This is a genomic window from Paraglaciecola sp. (genome assembly GCF_039964565.1).
Lineage (GTDB): Bacteria > Pseudomonadota > Gammaproteobacteria > Enterobacterales > Alteromonadaceae > Paraglaciecola.
In genome coordinates, this window is the sequence record NZ_JBDVXF010000049.1 from 148,321 (window position 1) to 167,928 (window position 19,608).

General features: G+C 40.9%; 17 protein-coding genes. 9 read left to right on the forward strand and 8 right to left on the reverse strand.

Going from position 1 to position 19,608, the window contains the following annotated elements; translation table 11 throughout:
* Positions 1-95 precede the first annotated feature (95 nt).
* From ABJK37_RS24185 to ABJK37_RS24200, 4 genes are all read right to left on the reverse strand, one after another.
* Positions 96-299: a hypothetical protein gene (locus tag ABJK37_RS24185; RefSeq protein ID WP_348359205.1), complete on the reverse strand. Its 204-nt coding sequence runs from the start codon at positions 297-299 to the stop codon at positions 96-98.
* A 199-nt stretch (positions 300-498) separates the two neighbouring features.
* Positions 499-2,205 (reverse strand): gamma-glutamyltransferase, encoded by a 1,707-nt coding sequence (gene ggt / locus ABJK37_RS24190; RefSeq protein ID WP_348359208.1) that lies wholly within the window; start codon positions 2,203-2,205, stop codon positions 499-501.
* A gap of 19 nt (positions 2,206-2,224) precedes the next feature.
* On the reverse strand, positions 2,225-3,598 hold the full coding sequence (locus ABJK37_RS24195; RefSeq protein WP_348359212.1) for a Na+/H+ antiporter NhaC family protein: 1,374 nt from the start codon (positions 3,596-3,598) through the stop codon (positions 2,225-2,227).
* 64 nt (positions 3,599-3,662) lie between these two features.
* A complete protein-coding gene (locus ABJK37_RS24200; RefSeq protein WP_348359215.1) occupies positions 3,663-4,112 on the reverse strand; it encodes an Lrp/AsnC family transcriptional regulator in 450 nt (149 codons plus the stop codon).
* A gap of 137 nt (positions 4,113-4,249) precedes the next feature.
* Here ABJK37_RS24200 and cysK point away from each other — a divergent pair, with 137 nt between their 5' ends.
* Positions 4,250-5,254, forward strand: coding sequence for a cysteine synthase A (gene cysK / locus ABJK37_RS24205; protein WP_348359218.1), 1,005 nt, complete (start codon positions 4,250-4,252; stop codon positions 5,252-5,254).
* A gap of 36 nt (positions 5,255-5,290) precedes the next feature.
* Here cysK and ABJK37_RS24210 read toward each other — a convergent pair whose 3' ends face one another.
* Positions 5,291-5,827 (reverse strand): DUF6817 domain-containing protein, encoded by a 537-nt coding sequence (locus ABJK37_RS24210; RefSeq protein WP_348359221.1) that lies wholly within the window; start codon positions 5,825-5,827, stop codon positions 5,291-5,293.
* Between the two features lie 304 nt (positions 5,828-6,131).
* Between ABJK37_RS24210 and ABJK37_RS24215 the strand changes: the two genes are divergently transcribed.
* Positions 6,132-7,646: an AMP-binding protein gene (locus tag ABJK37_RS24215; protein ID WP_348359223.1), complete on the forward strand. Its 1,515-nt coding sequence runs from the start codon at positions 6,132-6,134 to the stop codon at positions 7,644-7,646.
* An 8-nt stretch (positions 7,647-7,654) separates the two neighbouring features.
* Here ABJK37_RS24215 and ABJK37_RS24220 read toward each other — a convergent pair whose 3' ends face one another.
* Complete coding sequence (locus tag ABJK37_RS24220) at positions 7,655-7,999, reverse strand: 5-carboxymethyl-2-hydroxymuconate Delta-isomerase (RefSeq protein ID WP_348359225.1); 345 nt, start codon at positions 7,997-7,999, stop codon at positions 7,655-7,657.
* Between the two features lie 30 nt (positions 8,000-8,029).
* Between ABJK37_RS24220 and ABJK37_RS24225 the strand changes: the two genes are divergently transcribed.
* Positions 8,030-8,536 carry a GNAT family N-acetyltransferase gene (locus tag ABJK37_RS24225; RefSeq protein WP_348359228.1) on the forward strand — a complete coding sequence of 169 codons (507 nt, stop codon included), beginning with the start codon at positions 8,030-8,032 and terminating at the stop codon, positions 8,534-8,536.
* Here ABJK37_RS24225 and ABJK37_RS24230 read toward each other — a convergent pair.
* Positions 8,528-8,929, reverse strand: a complete 402-nt coding sequence (locus ABJK37_RS24230; protein WP_348359231.1) for a hypothetical protein — start codon at positions 8,927-8,929, stop codon at positions 8,528-8,530. The two genes, ABJK37_RS24225 and ABJK37_RS24230, sit on opposite strands and share 9 nt — an antisense overlap.
* Before the next feature lie 292 nt (positions 8,930-9,221).
* Here ABJK37_RS24230 and asnS point away from each other — a divergent pair, with 292 nt between their 5' ends.
* Positions 9,222-10,619, forward strand: coding sequence for an asparagine--tRNA ligase (gene asnS, locus ABJK37_RS24235; RefSeq protein WP_348359234.1), 1,398 nt, complete (start codon positions 9,222-9,224; stop codon positions 10,617-10,619).
* A gap of 529 nt (positions 10,620-11,148) precedes the next feature.
* On the forward strand, positions 11,149-12,270 hold the full coding sequence (locus tag ABJK37_RS24240) for a zinc-binding dehydrogenase (protein ID WP_348359236.1): 1,122 nt from the start codon (positions 11,149-11,151) through the stop codon (positions 12,268-12,270).
* A gap of 63 nt (positions 12,271-12,333) precedes the next feature.
* Here ABJK37_RS24240 and ABJK37_RS24245 read toward each other — a convergent pair whose 3' ends face one another.
* The gene (locus ABJK37_RS24245; protein WP_348359239.1) at positions 12,334-14,406 is read right to left on the reverse strand and encodes a M13 family metallopeptidase; all 2,073 of its coding nucleotides are present in this window, start codon (positions 14,404-14,406) and stop codon (positions 12,334-12,336) included.
* A gap of 234 nt (positions 14,407-14,640) precedes the next feature.
* Between ABJK37_RS24245 and ABJK37_RS24250 the strand changes: the two genes are divergently transcribed.
* The 4 genes from ABJK37_RS24250 to ABJK37_RS24265 all read left to right on the forward strand — a co-directional run bounded on the left by ABJK37_RS24250 (position 14,641) and on the right by ABJK37_RS24265 (position 19,600).
* Positions 14,641-16,041 carry an aminotransferase class V-fold PLP-dependent enzyme gene (locus ABJK37_RS24250; RefSeq protein WP_348359242.1) on the forward strand — a complete coding sequence of 467 codons (1,401 nt, stop codon included), beginning with the start codon at positions 14,641-14,643 and terminating at the stop codon, positions 16,039-16,041.
* A 133-nt stretch (positions 16,042-16,174) separates the two neighbouring features.
* Positions 16,175-17,320, forward strand: coding sequence for a paraquat-inducible protein A (locus tag ABJK37_RS24255; protein ID WP_348359245.1), 1,146 nt, complete (start codon positions 16,175-16,177; stop codon positions 17,318-17,320).
* Entirely contained in the window at positions 17,317-18,999 is a 1,683-nt protein-coding gene (pqiB, locus tag ABJK37_RS24260; RefSeq protein WP_348359247.1) for an intermembrane transport protein PqiB, read from the forward strand. Before ABJK37_RS24255 ends, pqiB begins: the two co-directional genes overlap by 4 nt.
* A gap of 1 nt (position 19,000) precedes the next feature.
* Complete coding sequence (locus tag ABJK37_RS24265) at positions 19,001-19,600, forward strand: ABC-type transport auxiliary lipoprotein family protein (RefSeq protein ID WP_348359250.1); 600 nt, start codon at positions 19,001-19,003, stop codon at positions 19,598-19,600.
* Positions 19,601-19,608: the final 8 nt, after the last annotated feature.

Here is a 19,608-nt window from a genome sequence, read left to right on the forward strand (position 1 = left end):
GTAACCTTAATTGTTACCACAGTATTTTTCCAGTTCAATTCATTGCAAAAATAACAAAAAAAGCGATTTTAAAACAGATACGCTATTTAACTTCCTCAACGCGGTAATGAGTAGCTCGCTAAGGCTTCATCTCTTGCTTGACAGTCATCTGCTACTTTTTTTAAATCGCACTGCAACTCTGCCGAGTGAGAATGAACAGGTTTAATTGCAACCGACGAACTTTTCGAATAAGCAATTTGCCCAAATTCGCAACAAGACAAAATAATAAAAATAATCCAAAATAACTTCTTGTTAGACATACCCGACTCCGTTTGATAGATACTATTTAGTGTACTTTACCTATCTAGAGCAAATCTAAAGCCAAAAATTATTATCAATACTTTCAATGCTTTACAAAAAACGAAAAAACAAAAATTAAAAAAAACGCCAATTAGTGTGTAATCTAACTAAATTTTGCGTAATTGCAAAATTTCGTAAAACTAACTAGCGCTTCTAAGGCTAAAAGACTATTGATTTACCGCGACCATTGGCTTCAGAAGCCGCAGATAGTTTACCGTCTTTATTTAATACGACATGCATATCCCCAAAACGTCGATTACTCATGATATATCCCATTTTTTCTAGCTCACTGATCACTTCAGGGGCTAATCCATCGTGGTAACGAATCACATCTTTTGGCAATAATTGATGATGAAATCTGGGTTTGTTCACTATATCTGTTGCGTCCATAGAAAACTCTAAAGCATTTAAAATAGACAAATATACAGAGCTTATTATAGTGGTACCGCCAGGGGAGCCTGTTACCAGCACAACTTTACCATCTTTAAGTACCATGCTTGGCGTCATTGAAGACAACATACGTTTCTTAGGTTGTATTTCGTTGGCTTTGCCTCCCACAGCCCCAAACACGTTGGCGACTCCTGGTTTGGAGCTAAAATCGTCCATTTCATCGTTCAATAAAAATCCAGCTCCTTCAACAACCACACTGCTGCCGTATCCCAGATTAATAGTGGTGGTGTTCGACACTGCGTTGCCCCACTTATCCATCACTGAGAAATGTGTGGTTTCTTCACTTTCTTTTAATCCGGGTGTAATCGATTCAGTTTCTGATATTTTATCTCGCATAACTGACTGACTTCGCATCGATAAATAGTCATCAGCAATTAAGTTAGTCACGGGCACGTCGATAAAATCCGGATCGCCGAGGTATTCTGCTCTATCAGCAAACACCCGTTTTCCAATTTCCGACAATAAATGTAAATAAGCTGCGGAGTTATGCGTCAGTTTTTGCTGGTCCCGAGTCAAAAGGTCGTACATTTTCAGCCATTGAATAATAGCGACACCGCCAGAACTAGGCGGTGGCGAAGTGAGTACCTGATATTCACGCCATTGCGCATTAATGGGTTGGCGCGTCTTAGCGTCATAGGACAATAAATCTTGTTCCGTTACTAATCCTTTTTCTTGACGCATAAAATCACTGATTATTTTCGCAGTTTCGCCTTTATAAAACCCATCACGTCCATGGTCTCGAATACGTTTTAAGGTTTCTGCCAATTCTGCTTGTTTAAATATTTGGTTGGCCTTTGCAGATTCAAAATAATCTTTGAAGTTTAAGTCAAAACCTCGCTTTTCCAATCGGGCAATATGCCTTTCAATGGAACTTGCTAGTTTAGGGTGTACCTCAAAGCCCTCCTGCGCCAAAGTAACTGCAGGTTGCACTAATTCTTTCCAAGTTAAACTGCCATGTTTTTCATGGGCTAGCCACATGCCTGCCACAGTCCCTGGCACGCCAGAAGACAAAATACCAATTACCGATTGATAAGGAATAACCTCTCCGTTTTCGTCTAAATACATGTCTCTGTGTGCAGATAATGGAGCCTGCTCTCTATAATCGATAAAATCACTTTTTTTATCTTTATAGACCAGCATAAAACCGCCACCGCCTATATTACCGGCTTCAGGTAGGGTAACTGCTAATACAAATTGTGCCGCGATGGCTGCATCGACCGCATTACCACCTTTTTGTAAAATGTCTCGAGCGACGTCTGCGCTGTAGCTGTCAGGCATAGCGACAGCTGCTTGGCTAACAGTTGCAGGCGTTGTTGCTTGGGTGGGTAGCTCCTTTTGTGAACATCCTAAAAGGCACAGACTCGTTAACGATAGTAGCAGCAAGCCCGTAAATTTATTTGTTGTTATTTTTGCCATCAATTCATTTCCTTCAAACTTAAATCATTACTAAACTAGCGATAAAATATCCAACAAACGCTATGGCTCCACCGAATAACGCATAGGGCATTTGTGTACGTACATGAGTCAATAAATCGCATCCTGATGCGATAGATGACACAGCAGTGGTGTCTGAAATTGGGGAGCAGTGATCACCAAATACTCCACCGCCCAAAATAGCAGCGATCACTAATGAAGGCGGCAGCCCAAGTGTTTGGATTAACGGTACCCCAATTGGGATCAGTATTGCGAAAGTTCCCCAAGAGGTACCTGTGCTAAACGACATCATGGCCCCAGCTAAAAACAGCACAGGCACAATTAAACTAACTGGCAAATAATCCCCCACCATTCCAGCTACAAAAACCCCAGTACCGAGGTCTTTTAGACTGGCACCAAGTGTCAATGAAAATAAAACAATTGTCACCAAAGGCAAGATTTCTCCCATACCTTTAAAACCAGTATCAACCAACTCTTTATGGGAAGATTGTTTAGCACTTAACATTAAAATATAGGCAACAAAACATGCAAACAAAGTGGCATAAAGCACTGATTTACTGCCATTTCCGTTAGCCAAATCCCCGTTTCCAGTCCACAACATGAAACCTACCATGGAAAAAATCATACTTGCCAAAGGCACTAACATAAAACGCGCTTTCGTTGCTGGCACTGCGACCTGCTCTCCTTCCATAGTTGCAAGCTTTTTCTCGGCTTCTTTCATTGGGCCATGAACTTTATCCGCTAATATTGTATACAACACTATGACAAGAGCGATAATTGCGTAAAAATTTAGTGGGATTGTGCCCCATAAAACAGACACAGCACTTTGCTCGAATTCATAATTGCTTAACAAGGCCAAAATAAATGCACCCCAGCCATTGAGCAAAATAAGGATACAAATGGGTGCACTGGTGCTATCGATCACATACGCCAACCTCGCACGACTCATTTTAAATTTGTCAAACAATCCACGGGCTAAAATACCTGATGCCAATACACTTAGATTCGACTCGATGAATACCACTATGCCTGTAAACATAGTAAGTAATCCGACTTGTTTTTTGCTCTTTGCTACTCCTTTGTTTATCAACATTTCTACTGTTGCCGTTACTCCTCCTGAATAACGCATAAAAGCTAACAAAGCGCCGATTAAAAGACTAAAAAGTAGAATTCGACTATTCCCCTCCGAAACCACAATTTCGACCACCCGCTCAATTGAGCCAATGGTACCGGAAAACAATACTTCAGTTTTATTCTGATAGGCGAGCAACCACTCAGCCGACAGGATCGCAGCTATAAGCGCCAATATCACTTCTTTGCGCCAAAACACGATGATGATGGCAATAATGGGTGGGAGTATGGAATACCAATGCATAAACAAACCTTATTTTGATGACACGTTTTTTATTGAGATGGATCTGCAGGACTTTTACTCAGTCTTAAACAGGCAGTGCGGTAGTATATTTAATTTGCTCCATAGCAAAACTCGATGTTACGTCAGACAAATCAATTCCGTCTACCAGTCTCTTATAAAATACATCAAAGGCTTGCATGTCTGCTACTACTACTTTGAGCATATAGTCATATTCGCCACTCATTCGGTAAAATTCAACAATTTGTTCAATATTTGTAGCGTGCTCCGCAAACTTTTTTAGCCAAGTAGAATCATGCTTAGACGCTTTCACTTGTACAAAAACCGTCATGCCTAAACCAATTTTTTCGGGATTTAGTAACGCTACCCGTCTATCAATCACACCAAGTTTTTCCAAAGACTGGATTCTGCGCCAACAAGGTGTGGTGCTTAGACCTATCTGTTCTGCAATATCTGCCACCGATTGAGTTGCGTCTTTTTGCAACAACCTTAGTATTTCACAATCCAATCTATCCATAATTTTTAATATCTCCCAACAGACGGTAACTAGAATATTTTTCTAACATATTAAAGTTTGTAAGAATTATATGCAATTTTATTCCAAGTTCACCATGGCAAACTATTGTGTAAACAAACGACTCGGAGTATTTACCTATGAACGCACAAACCAACGTCTTATCAGAGAATATCACTGCAATAGAGAGCAACAACTCAGCGGTTATTATTCCTCCCAGGATATATGATGATATCACTCAAACCATAGGTAATACCCCGTTAGTACGCCTTAATCGTTTAGCCGAAAAGTTCTCATTGCAGGCTAATATTCTTGCAAAGATGGAATACTTTAACCCAGCAGGTTCAATTAAAGATCGTCCAGCAATGGCAATGATCGACGCACTGATTAAATCTACAGACTTTACTGAGAAAACCGAAATAATTGAACCCACATCGGGAAACAATGGTGTCGCTTGCGCGTGGATATGCGCAATGAAAGGCATTAAGTTAACCATAGTAATCCCAGAGCATATGTCTATTGAACGCCAAAAATTGATCAAACATTACGGTGCGCACCTAGTTACCACAGCTAAAGAGTTAGGCACGAAAGGTGCTATAGACAAGGCTCGAGCAATGGTTCAAGACAACCCTAATGCAGTTATGTTAGATCAATTCGCGAATCAGGCGAATCCTGATATGCACTTTAATAGTACCGCACAAGAAATATGGCGAGACACGGCAGGTCAGGTTGATATTTTAGTTGCCGGTGTGGGTACCGGAGGCACTATCACGGGCATAGCTAAAGCATTAAAAATTCGAAACCCCAACATCCAAATCATTGCCGTTGAACCCGCTTCCTGCCCAGTTTTGAGTGAAGGATTAAAAGGTGTCCACAAAATCCAAGGTTTAAGTTCAGGTCATGTTCCTGATGTTTTAAACGTAGATATTTTAGACGAAATTATTACTGTCACCGACCAAGATTCAATTCAATATGCACAGATGTTGGCGCAAGTTGAAGGAATGCCGGTTGGAATTTCATCAGGCGCAGCCGCTTGGGCAGCCATTAACGTAGCGCAAAGGCCGCAAAATTCAGGAAAGAACCTAGTCACAATTTTCGCTGATAACGCAGAGCGCTATTTTAGTACCGAATTGTTTTTAGATTAACCCTATGGTTTAAATCCATGATAAATGGCAGCAGCTTTAAAAACTCGATGCAAAAACATGCTGAATTTTTCGCATTGCACTAGGGCTCAAATAATCTTGCATGCGACTGAAAAGCTCAATAAGTTCGCTGCCATTTTCCGTGACAAAATCTTGATTATTTAACGCTATTTCTGTTTCGTTAGCTGCGCTAAGTTCGCATAGTTGTTGTATTAGTTCATCTGAAATAATAACTTTTTGATTGGATATTCGGTCATAAAAAACGGGTTGCGCGACGTTTCCGAACTGCTTAAAAAAAATATCTCTATCACAGGCGCAGTAGTGGTAAACGATGCGTTCCGCGGCGTTACCAATGATAGCTGCCACTTCACCTCTTTGGTTTAAATCAAACACGTTGTGTGAAAACGCTAAAGTGCCATAGGCCGCATGATACAAACCTGCATCTTGCAGAATTTCTGATGCATGCCACTCTTTCAGTAAACACCGAGTGCCTTCCAAATGAGCAATAAGTGAACCATCGACATGTTCAAATTCCCCAGCACCCAATTCTATCAAACGTCTAAATTTTTCATCCATAGCAACTCAATCTATCAAACTAGCTAACCAAGACTAATCCTATACTTACTTATATAAGAGGTAAGCGCAATAGTTGCGCCTACCTAGGGTTTTGAAAATCCATTCAATGGATCTATTGGTGTTTTAAGAATCGAGTATGTTAGGCTGATTTGGATATTAATTATTGTTAATCATTCGAGAATCCTTCAACTATCAAGGTATTAGTCATTAGCATTTTTTAGATTCGTTCTTTTTAGGGCGACATTGTGGGGCGATGTTATGAGGCTATGTAATCAAACAACTGTCAATTTTTGAGGTGCAGAAAATGAACGGAAATTTGTATTTAGATGGAAACCCAACACCTAGAGCCGAATTTGAAATCAGATCAAAAAAGCTAGCCAACTTATTACAAGCTCAGGGGATTGAGCCAAATGATACCATAGCGATTTTAATGCGTAACGACACTAAATACTTAGAGGTTATTCAAGCCTGTCGATATCTAGGTTGTTACTTCGTCCCTCTAAACTGGCATTCGGTAACCACAGAAATTGAACACATAATCCAAGACTCACGCGCCAAAGTATTGGTCGCCCACAAAGACTTAATAAAGCAACTTGAACAACCCAAGTTATCCGAAGTATTGTTGGCATTTTTCCCCACACCCGAAGAAGTCATAGACAACTATCCTATAGATTTACAGCAACCAAGTTGCACTGCTGACTTGGCCTTAGATATCGAGTTGTCATTACAAACAACCCTACCAATCGATTCTACTCCCAAACCTTTTAGAGGTATGTTTGCCTATACTTCTGGTAGTACTGGCAGACCCAAAGGCATCAAGCGCAAAGCTGATGATGAGGATACTGATAAATATGCCGTGTACCAAGGATTAGCAAAATCGTTAATGCAATTAACCTGCAACGATAAATTCTTAGTGGCTGCACCTCTTTACCACAGTGCTCCCAATACATTAAGTATCTGTACTTTAGCGGCATCTGACGTAACTCTGTTCATTGCCACCAAATTTGATCCACAAGCGTTTTTGTCAACCATCGACAAAAGTAAAATAACTCATATCTATATCGTTCCTACCATGATGATTAGGTTATTAAAGTTGCCTCAGCATATCAGGGACCAATACGATCTAAGCTCACTAAAATTTGCGATATCCACCGGTTCTGCATGCCCAAGTGAAATAAAGCTAGCAATGATTAACTGGTTTGGACCGATATTTTATGAATCTTACGGCGCCAGTGAGATAGGCTTTATGACCTTAATATCCTCGGCAGAGGCGATAAACAAACCGGGTTCAGTTGGCAAGATAGTGCCTGGAGGTGACATCAAAATATTAGATGAATCTAAACAACAACTCGGTCAGTTACAAGCTGGATTAATTTACGTACACCTGCCTATGTTTGGTGAGTTCGAATATACCAATTATGACGGCGAAAGTAGTGCCTACAAATATGAAAATTACGTGTCGGTAGGTGATATAGGATATTTAGATAGCGAAAACTATTTGTTTATCAATGATCGTCAAAAAGACATGATCATCTCAGGCGGCGCTAATATATTTCCCCTCGAAATAGAGTCGGTACTGATTCACATGGATGAAATAGTTGACTGCGCTATTTTTGGGGCACCCGATCCAGAATATGGAGAAAAAGTAGTCGCAGCAGTTCAATGCCATCCCCAAAAAACTATCACTCTGTCGCAAATGTATGATTTTTTAGAAGGTAAGCTAGCGCGTTTTAAGTACCCTAAGAAACTTGAGCTACATGAAAAACTCCCTCGAGAAGACAGCGGTAAAATTTTTAAACAGAAACTGCGAGCCTCCTAAGTTGTCATTCACTCAACGACGAGTCTTTTGTAACTCACTTTCTCAATATCTGCCACTTCAACCGAAATCGTTATGGGTGGCTCAAAATGGCTCTTGAGATTTTCCGCTACTAAGGTACTTAATTCTTTTTTCTGTTGATGATTCCTACCATGTAGAATTTTTAAAGTAATGTGAATAAAAGGCATATCAGTTAAACCTGTTTGAAAATGCGTGTATTCGATCGCCCTGGTTTTAATCGATGACTCTTCAAATAGCCCAGATGAAAAAACGCAGCCGTGCACGGCATTCACTAACGCATCAACAGAAAGAGTATGCTGTAGATTTTTAGAATATTCGATAATACAGTGGGGCATTACAAATCCTAGTTATAAAGGGAGTCTTCAATGGAAATAAGAGCTTATCATCTTGGTGAAGAACATCAAATTTGGCAGCTTTTTTATCAAACTGTCCACGGAATCAATGCTCAAGACTATTCTCAAAATCAATTAGATGCATGGGCCCCTAATTCTTTCGACCAACATTTATGGCAGAAAAAACTGACAACACTCGGCACTTTTGTTTGTGTAAATTCACGGCGCATCCAAGGTGATAATGATGATAAGAAAGCCAACAACGTGATACTTGGCTACAGCGATTTACAAAAAGACGGCTATATTGACCATTTTTTTTGTCACCAACAGCATCAAGGTTTAGGAGTAGGTACAGCTTTGATGACGTATATTCACAATCTGGCTCAAAAGCGTGGCATAACTCAACTTTCAGCGGATGTCAGTATCACTGCTAAGGGCTTTTTCGAAAAACATGACTTTAATATAGTGAAAAGTCAGAATGTGTTAATTAGAGGGCAAATATTGGAGAACTTTAAAATGGTAAAACCATTGTCATTTTAAGGGCGCGGTGTATTCGAAGTATAAAATAATAAGACTTGAGACCGCGGTCAAAAGTAGCACATATCCGTTAATTCCAAAATGGTCACTGTCTCGGCGATTACGACGACGCTTCATAATTAAGACCGTCACACTTATAATTAAACACAGCGACAACAAGCCTGCTAAATACATAGTGAGAGTTTTAGACCACCCCTGACGCCCTTCTATCCCCCAAAAAGCTTGCACTCCAGAGGTAAATTCAGGGCGGGCATCATGAAACACCAATAACGCACCAATAAATACAAACCAACCCAAAACGTTGATAAATACCATAGATTGGAAAAATTTATCTTTTTCTCTCGGTGACTTTCTTCGGTTCTGCCCCGGTTTCGATATTTGCTCTTTGTTTTTCATATGCTTAATAATACTAGCTTTATTGTCGATTTTTCTTGAGTCTAAGCGCTACCTGAGTAAGATTACACACCTTAAGAGATTAGCCAAGTAAACTGTATCGTTAAATACAGTCAATTTGTGTTTGTTTTCGGCTGTATTCATAGTTTCAAGAGTATTTTTTGTCTCCTTATGTGGCTTCCAGCAAAATTCAGTAAATTAATTTTTATCGATTGTACTTTTGTTTGCGCTTTGAAAAACAGTTTACACATTAAATGATGACGGGAACTAAATCCCAAAAATTGGAGAGAAGTAGATGGCGCACGCCCCGGTGGCAGACATTTTTGCCGGTAAATATTCAGTAGGTGATCAAGTTACAATTAAAGGATGGGTACGCACTCGCCGTGATTCAAAAGCGGGTTTGTCTTTTATAGCCGTTCACGATGGTAGTTGTTTTGATCCTATTCAGGTAATTGCGCTTAGTAGCATTGAAAATTATAGCGATATCCAAAAACTCACTACTAGTTGCTCCCTTGTGGTCACTGGCTCGTTGAAGGAATCTCAAGGTCAGGGACAATCTTTAGAAATTGAAGCTGCAACAGTTGAGATCATTGGATGGGTAGAAAATCCAGATACATTTCCAATGGCGCCTAAACGCCACAGTATGGAATACCTGCGTGAACATGCGCATTTGCGTGCGCGCACCAACGTTGGCGGAGCAGTCACTCGTGTTCGCAACTGTTTATCTCAAGCGATTCATCGTTTTTTCCATGAACAAGGTTATTGCTGGGTAAGTACGCCAATATTGACTGCTAGCGATACCGAAGGTGCGGGTGAAATGTTTAGAGTATCCACGTTAGATATGCTTAATATCCCCAAAACGGATAAAGGCGAAGTGGATTACAGCCAAGACTTTTTTGGCAAAGAAACGTTTTTAACCGTTTCAGGTCAATTAAACGGTGAAACTTACGCAACAGCGATGTCGAAGATTTATACGTTTGGGCCTACTTTCAGAGCTGAAAACTCTAATACAAGCCGCCATTTGGCAGAGTTTTGGATGATCGAGCCTGAAGTTGCGTTTGCCGATTTAGCGGATATTGCACAACTTTCCGAAGACTTACTTAAATATGTTTTCAAGGCTGTTTTGGCTGAGCGCCCAGACGATATGGCGTTTTTTGCACAGCGCATTAATAAGGATGCGATATCTCGTTTAGAAAAAGTGATCGCCCAAGAATTTGTACGTATGGACTACACTGACGCCATTGAGATTTTACAAAACTGTGGCAAGAACTTTGAATTCCCTGTGAGTTGGGGCGTGGATTTGTCTTCTGAGCATGAACGTTACTTAGCTGAAGAACACGTTGGTGCTCCCATCATTATGCAAAACTACCCCAAAGACATCAAAGCGTTTTACATGCGTATTAACGACGACGGTAAAACCGTAGCGGCAATGGATGTCTTAGCTCCGGGTATTGGTGAAATAATTGGTGGTTCGCAACGTGAAGAACGTCTGGATGTATTCGATCGCCGTTTAGCTGAAATGAATCTTAGCCAAGAAGACTACAGCTGGTATCGTGATTTGCGTAAATACGGCACAGTACCCCACTCTGGCTTTGGTCTAGGGTTTGAGCGTTTAGTGGCGTATGTAACGGGTATGCAGAATGTACGCGACGTCATTGCCTTCCCAAGAACCCCAGGTAATGCAAATTATTAAACATGCTAGGTAGATAACTGATCAACAGTTATCTATCACAAAGAGATGAAATGAAGAATCCCTGTCAGGTAACTGACGGGGATTTTTTTAGCCATCTAACTTGCGATACAATCAACACATGTGCCACCGCAAGCAACAACTAATTCAAACGCAAACGACCAATTTTTGCGCTTATTTCTCAGCGCAATACAAACCTTATTTGAGAGAATGATAGAGTCCTATTCGTCCTTGGTGGCGTACTTTTCGGTTATTGACCCTCCTATGTTTTACTTTCCTCTAACGATACCCAAAAAGCTAGAACCAATGGAGGGCAAATCAACCGGTTGCAAACATACATATGAATTATCAAGATATGTTCACTAATAAAATATTGCAGCATATTGGTTTCGGTTAATGTTAAACCCATGTTAGAAGTTTGAATCATTAGGCATAAGGCACCTGTACAAATCGACCTGAACAATCAACTTTGCTAACAACACAAACATGCATAGTTGTGAATAATTTTTATCTTAGTGGAGAGTCAATAACAGTGAACAAATCAAAGCAACTTTTTACCCAAATTACTTCAAATGGTCAGCTGGAAGTATCCTTGCAAGAACGAGATGTCCCTACACCTAAACCCCATGAAGTCATTGTTCGTATTGAAGCGGCCCCTATTAATCCGTCTGATATGTGGCCTATGTTTGGTCCGGCTGATCTAACTGAAGCAAAATACGATGCCGACAAAAAGCTCATGACGGCTCCTGTTCATAAAGGCATGCTACCTCGAATAAAGTCGCGTTTAGATCAAGTATTACCCATTGGTAACGAAGGTGCTGGTACGGTAGTCGCTACAGGCGATCATCCTGCAGCTAAAGCGCTAATGGGTAAAACTGTAGGTGTATTATCAGGATCCATATATAGCGAGTATTGTTGTCTGCCGATGCAAGCTTGTATCGTCCATAATGAAGGGACCACAGCCAAGCAAGCGGCATCGTCTTTTGTCAATCCATTAACTGCACTTGGTATGGTTGAGACTATGCGAATGGAAGGTCATACTGGATTGGTGCATACGGCTGCTGCTTCAGCCTTAGGTCAAATGCTGAACAAAATATGCCTAGCTGAAAATGTACCTCTAGTAAATATAGTGCGAAACCAACAACAGACAGATATTTTAACCGCAATAGGTGCTAAACATATTTGTGATTCGTCTAGCCCAACGTTCAAAGTCGATTTATATAAGGCGATTCAAGAAACCGGTGCAACCCTCGCCTTTGATGCGATTGGTGGGGGTGAGTTAGTAAGCGATATTTTAACGGCAATGGAAGCAGTGGGCAGTAAAGACGCAGTTGGCTTTAATACCTACGGCTCTGAAGCAAACAAACAAGTTTATATCTATGGAGGCTTAGACTTTGCCCCGACCGTACTTAACCGGGCCTATGGTATGACATGGGGAATAGGTGGTTGGCTATTAATGCGCTTTTTAGGAAAATTAAAGCCTGAACAAGTGGCGCAACTGCATAAAAAAGTAGCCGATGAAATTAACACAACTTTTGCTTCGACTTTTACTGAGGAACTCAGTCTAGAAGACGTCATGCAACCTCAAACCGTTCTCAAATATAATGCTAAAAAGACCGGTGAAAAGTACTTAGTTAATCCAACGAAAGCGTAATCAAAACACAAAAAATAAAAACGGGCGCCATTGGTGCCCGTTTTTATTTAGTTGCACATCCGTTTACCAAATGCGCACGCGATCTTCAGGGGCTAAATAAAGCGCATCGTCAGGCTGCACGTTAAAGGCTTTATACCAAGCATCATGATTACGAGGAGCTAAGGCTCGATAACGCCCTGGCGCATGTGTCCCTCCTTTTAACTGAGATAACATACTTTGCTCAGTGCGTTTTTCACGCCAAACTTGCGCCCAAGCTAAGAAGAAACGTTGATCACCGGTAACACCATCAATCACCGGCGCTTCCTTACCATTTAAGCTCAGTTGATAAGCATGGTAAGCCATAGCTAAACCACCCACATCCCCGATATTCTCACCTAAGCTATTACGACCATTCACAAAATTTCCTGCGATTGGCTCATAAGCACTATATTGTGCTGCCAAGGCGTCGGCTTTGGCCTCAAACGCAGCTCGGTCCTGATCCGTCCACCAGTTTTGTTGAATACCATTGGCATCAGATTTTGAGCCTTGGTCATCAAAACCATGACCCATTTCGTGGCCTATTACTGCACCTATTGCCCCATAGTTAACGGCGGGATCGGCATTAGGATCAAAAAATGGTGGTTGTAATATAGCCGCCGGGAATACAATTTCGTTGAAGGAACTGTTGTAATACGCATTCACCCGCTGTGGCGCCATTCCCCATCGATTTCGGTCGGTTTTTTGTAACTCTTTGTTAGCACTGTCTGCACGGAAGAACTCTCGCATACGTATAACATTGCCTACCAAATCATCGGCTTTAATGTCTAAACCAGTAAAATCTTGCCACACATCTGGATAACCAATTTTAGGTACAAAAGAGGCTAGTTTTGCTTGGGCGTTTACTTTGGTTTCTTGCCCCATCCAATCTAACCCCTCTATACGTTCGCCTAACGCTTTACGAAGATTTTCAACTAAATCAGCCATTTGTGATTTTGAACTCGCAGGGAAATGTTTCTCAACATAGGTTTTACCAATGGCGAAACCCAACGTTTGGGTACCAGACATTGCTGCAATCGCCCTTTTCCAACGGGGACGGGGTTCTTGTTGTCCACTTAAGGTTTTACCAAAAAAATCAAAGTTTGCAGCAAAAATTTCGTCAGACAATAACGGCGCGTGATTAGAGATCGTGTGGTAAGTCATATAGTCTTTCCACACCGCTATGGGTTGCTCTTTTATGACTCTAATGACGTCTTTTATAGGTTGAGGTTGCGATATATTCAGGTGAGGTACTTTGTATTCAGTTTCGGCGAGGTAGGTATCCCAATCAAAGCCGTTGTATGTATCTGTTAAATATTCTCGTTGCAGTTGATTAAGGGATAAATCCCTATTGCGCCTTTTTTCACGTGGCCATTGCACCGCAGCAATTTTAGTTTCGAGTGCTAGTATTTGTTGAGCCTTTTGGGCTGGATCTGCAATATTCGCAAAACCTAACATTTTTTCAATGTGTGCCACATACGCGTTGCGAATTTCCACAAAACGGTCTGACTCTTCTAAATAGTAGGAACGATCAGGTAAACCTAGTCCGCCTACACCAACCGACATTTGGTATTGATTGGGATCTAATCGGTTAAAGCCCATTCTCGCAACAATAGGACTAATAGAGCCGTCGCGCCAAGCGCTACCAAAAGCGGCTGTTAATGCACGCTTATTGTTTATACCGCTAATTTTTTCTAGTATCGAGGAGATAGGTTTAAGGTCTTTAGCGTTCGCGGCATCGACGTCCATGTAGGCGGAGTAAAAATTTGCAATCATTTGCTGTTCTGGATTTAAATTCTTGCCACTGCTTATTTCTTCTACTAAAGCTTTAATTTGCGTTTCGCTGCGTTCTGCCAATTTATCAAAAGCACCATAACGGGTTTTGTCACTTGGCATTTCAAAGTTGTCGTACCAAGTGCCACCAGCATATTTAAAGAAGTCGTCACCCGGTTGAACGGATTCGTCTCTTGCATCGAGCTCAACCCCGAAACTACCCAATTCAGCAATACCTTTTGACACCTCTGCAACTGTCTCATTGGTTTGTTGTTGCTCTCCGTGCTTACTGCACGCACTCAGTAAGAAAATGGATGCAACTGCGGCACTTATAATCGTTTTTTTCATTCTTATTCCATCTGTTGTTAAACTTTTATTGCATTATTAAGAACGTTGATAACCTAAATTAAGCTCAGTGAAAAGTGAATTAATCAATAACCCACGTCTGTTAATGTAAAGGTAACTGTCCGCATCCTTATTTTGATTTTGAAGAGTAAACTGTATAGCTCGAATAGAAACGATCTGTGTCTATCCGTTCCAAGTTGTAAACATAATAATGGTTGGTCAGATTATGGAGATGTCATGAAGCAACTACAACAAGCATTGTTTAAACAACAAAAAAGTAAAGCACTTCTAAAACAAGCACAACAGGCAGCCTTTAACTACATAGACAATGTAGCTAAACAGCGAGTTTTCCCGGAAAAACAAAGTATTCAACAACTTGTTATCTTTGAAGAGCCCTTACCCGAGGCAAGCAGTGAGCCTACTTTACTTTTAGAACTACTCGACACTGTAGGATCTATCAATACCGTAGCTCAAACTGGGGGCCGATATTTTGGATTTGTGAATGGTAACGCTCTACCGGTTACTTTAGCCGCCAAATGGTTGTCAGACATATGGGATCAAAATGCCGCACTACATTTGATGTCACCCATCGCCTCTAAATTGGAGAGTGTTTGCGAGAATTGGCTTAAACAACTTTTCAACTTACCAGAACAAACTGTGGCGGGTTTTGTCAGCGGCACGTCAATCGCGACATTATCTGGTCTTGCAGCGGCAAGATTTCGACAACTTAAAAAGTTAGGTTGGGACGTAAATCAACAGGGGTTATTTTCGGCTCCCAAAATTCGTCTAATACTGGGTAGTCAAATTCATGGCACGGTGGTAAAAGCTATCGGTTTATTAGGTTTTGGGCAAGACGCCATAGAATGGGTAGACTGTGACGATCAAGGTCGCATTATAGTGGATGCGCTGCCTCAGTTAGATGCAAGTTGTATCTTAGTATTACAAGCAGGGAACGTAAACTCAGGGGCTTTTGATGACTTCACTCAAGTATGTAGGCTGGCAAAAGAAGCCGAAGCTTGGGTGCATATTGATGGTGCATTTGGGTTATGGGCCAAAGCTTCCACTATATTTGCCAAACGAACTCAGGGCTTGGAGCTAGGAAATTCTTGGTCTGTAGATGCGCACAAAACACTCAACACCCCTTATGATTGTGGGGTTGTGCTATGTAGAGATTCTGAAGCCTTAACCAGTGCCCTACATCAGCAGGGAAGTTATATCCAGTTTAGTAAACAAAGAGATGGTTTAATGTACACCCCAGAAATGTCGAAACGAGCAAGAGCTATCGAACTGTGGGCGGCAATAAAATATTTAGGCCGCAGTGGCGTTGCAGAACTAGTAGAACAACTGCATATTCACGCAAAGTTGTTTGCCAAGTTATTAACTGACAACGGTTTTTACGTAGTCAATGAGGTGGTCTTCAATCAAGTGATTTTGAAGTGTGAAACTGAGAAACTAACCCAACAAATATTAGCCTTGGTGCAACAATCAGGCGAGTGTTGGTGTGGAGGCTCACGTTGGCAAGAACAACAAGTAATACGCATCAGTGTGTGTTCTTGGGCAACCACGGAACAAGATGTAATACATTCAGTCAAAAGCTTTGTTGCCGCGAAAAACCAAGTACTAGGAAAACCAAGTTGATGCCCAAACCATCTGTATTTTTGAGGTGGTATGGGATAATTACTGAATCTTTAGCTAAATTGATGTTTAATAACTCGTCAGTTATTTATGACATCATCAAACTGATCAACGGTAAACTAAAACTAAGCCCATAATGTCGAAGCCAACAATAATTCTGTGTCATGAATGCCACTATAAAGTGAAGTTGCCTGAACTGTCTCATAAGCAAGCGGCTATGTGCCCTCGATGTGGATTACAGTTGACCGTTTACCATCACAATGCATCCCAGAAAATTATTGCCCTAGCTGCCACTTCTATTATTTTCCTGTTAGCTTCCTTGCCATTTGAATTTCTATCTTTTAGTAGCAGTGGCCAATCTCAATCTATTGATATTATTAGTAGTTTTTGGATTTTAGTTGAAAAGAACTATGGGCTACTTGCGGTGGTAGAAGCAATTGCAGTGTTAATACTCCCTGCTTTTGTTTTGATAAGTTTATTGTATTTACTGGTACCACTGAGCCTAGGTTTTCGGCCCAAAAATGCCAAATGGTTGCTAGAACTTTTATTTAAATTACTTCCTTGGACAATGGCTGAAATTTTCATGATTGGCGTGTTAGTGAGCTTAATTAAAATAATGTCAATGGCTGAGATTGGAATTGGCTTGTCCTTCTATGCATACCTACTTTTTACTCTTTTTATGACGATTACGCTGTTATATGTAGACAAATACCAACTTCAACAATTACTGATTAACAATATTGTTGAAGAGCATCCACCCATTGACCCCAATGGCAGCATACAAAAAACGTGGGCTTTGTTACTCACTTCTATTTTGCTATATGTACCAGCCAATTTTTTACCGATAATGCACACTAATGTGTTGGGCACAGATGAACCCAATACCATTTTAGGCGGCATTGTTATTCTTTGGAAAATGGGCTCATACCCTATCGCTATTATTATTTTTATAGCCAGTGTGTGTATCCCGGCAGCAAAAATAATTATATTGTGTTGGTTAAATTATTCGGTACAAAACAAACATCAACATGCTCTGCGAGAAAGAATTTTTTGGTATAGGTTCACCGAATTTGTTGGCCGCTGGTCGATGATAGATGTTTTTGTAGTGGCGATATTGGTCAGTCTGATTCAACTAGGCAACGTAATGAATATATTACCAGGGCATGCTGCTCTCGCCTTTTGTGGTGTTGTAATATGTACCATGCTAGCGGCCATGTCGTTTGACTCGAGACTTATTTGGTCTAAGACACAAAAAATACAAGGAAATGAGAAACCAGTATGAGCCAGGAACAGTCATCCTCTACTTTGCCCGAAGAAGCCATAGTGAAACCGGTAAGAACAGTTTCAAAGATTTGGCTAGTACCAATAGTCGCCTTATTGATAGGCCTGTGGATGATTTATTACCAGTGGAACAACCAAGGGCAACTGATCACCATCCAGTTTAAAACTGCCACAGGTCTAGAGGCGGGAAAGACCAAAATTAAAACCCGCGACGTAGATATTGGTTTGGTCAGAAATATAGAGCTTTCTGAAGATTTAAGCGGAGTATTGGTCACGGTCAGAATGGATAAAAAAGTAAGTCCAATTCTGCATGCTGATAATCAGTTTTGGATTGTTTCACCTCGCGTTTCTCTCAGTGGAATATCTGGACTCGGCACCATTTTGTCAGGGCCTTATATTAATATGGCGCCTGGTATTAACCAAGAAATGAGTGATGAATTTATCGCCCTCGACGCGCCACCTGTTACCCCAGCTGGTACGCCTGGATTACACGTTACCTTAAACAGTGAAAGTGAATTCGCTTACAAAAAAGGGGATCCGGTCGTTTATAAAGGTATAAAGGTGGGTGAGTTTGAAGACATTCATTTTAACTTCGAGGAACGGATTGTGTATTACAATACTTTCATCGAAGCCCCCTATCACAAGCTAATTACTTCTAACACTAAGTTTTGGGATATCAGTGGCGTGCAAATGGAGTTGGGAGCCAGTGGAGTCAAAGTCAGTACCGGCAGTTTAGAAACTTTGCTTACCAATGGTGTGACTTTTGGTATTCCTGAAGGCATGCCCCTAGGCGAACAAATCGAGGAACGCAGTTTTTTTGATATCCACCCCAATTACGAGTCAGCTTCAGAGGAACGTTTTAAGTATAGTGCAGAATATGTAATCCTCGTTAAAGACACGACTCGAGGACTTCAGGTTGGGGCTCCAGTCGAATACAGAGGCGTTGTTGTCGGGAAAGTTTTATCTATTAATTCACTAGAAAACACCCAAGAAGACCTACTAAAACATCATCATGACATTCCAGTAGTTATCAATATTCAACCAGGTCGAATACAGCAACCTGACAATCCAGAGGGTATCGCATTTATTCGTAAACAAACTAGCCTGTGGATTGAACAGGGATTAAGAGCCACCCTAAAAACAGGAAACTTGTTGACAGGAGCTTTGTTTGTAGACTTACAACATTATTCAGACGCACCGTCTTTTGTAGCTCAACAACGCAATGGATATGACGTTATTCCCACCATAACTGGAGAATTTTCAGAAATCACCTCTAAAGTCACCGCTATATTAGACAACATCAACGAAATCAAATTAAAAGACTTGTCTGAAAATGCCAATTCTATGCTATCGCAAATCTCTCAAGCCGCGCAATCACTGCAATCCACTGCGACGGCCGTAGACAACCTGCTAACATCAGTGCAACAAGACCAAATAAGCAGCACCTTAGCCGAAACGTTAGAAAACATATCTAGACTGACGCAAGATTATTCGGCTGAATCAGACACGTACAAAGAACTCAACCACACTATGCAGGCACTACAAGCCATCATACAAGAATTGCAACCTTTGTTGATGCAGTTAAATAGCAAACCTAACAGTCTAATTTTTACTAATGGTAATGGGACAAGGTTGATTCCTAAAGCTAAGCAAACCAACAAAAATGAGGCAACAAAATAATATGAAAGCAATCACGATTTTTTTATGTCTGTTGTTACTCGGTTGTACCTCTGAGCCACTCAACGTACGCTACTACTTATTGCATACTCCGCTAAATACAGTGAACCCCCTTAGCGATAAGACAAAACCAGTAGCCGTTTTACAACCACTTAAAATTGCTGACTATTTACGGCAATCAAGTTTAGTTTTACAAGTCGATGACCATGAACTCCATTTCTCTCGCCAAGATGTGTGGGCCGAAACACTACAATCTGCTTTTTATAACGCATTGCTGCAAGACCTGAATAGCACAGGTCAGCGCAATTATCTCACCTCATCAGCGCCGGAAGCCACAGTTGCCACAATGGCAATTCAAGTTCAACTAGATCATTTTCATGCCACCGACACATCAAAGGTTGTGAGTTCCGGTCGTTATTGGTTGACGGCAAACCACGCTAATGTGAGTAGTAATAAAATGCTTGCCACATCGGCGCATTCATTCTATTTTGAATCAGAGTTAACACAGGATGGTTATTCACACGGAGTTAAACAACTTCGCAAGTTAATAGGCAAATTAGCGAATCAAATTGAAAAGGATATTGCGGCTGTGCCGAATAGTTAAATGGGATT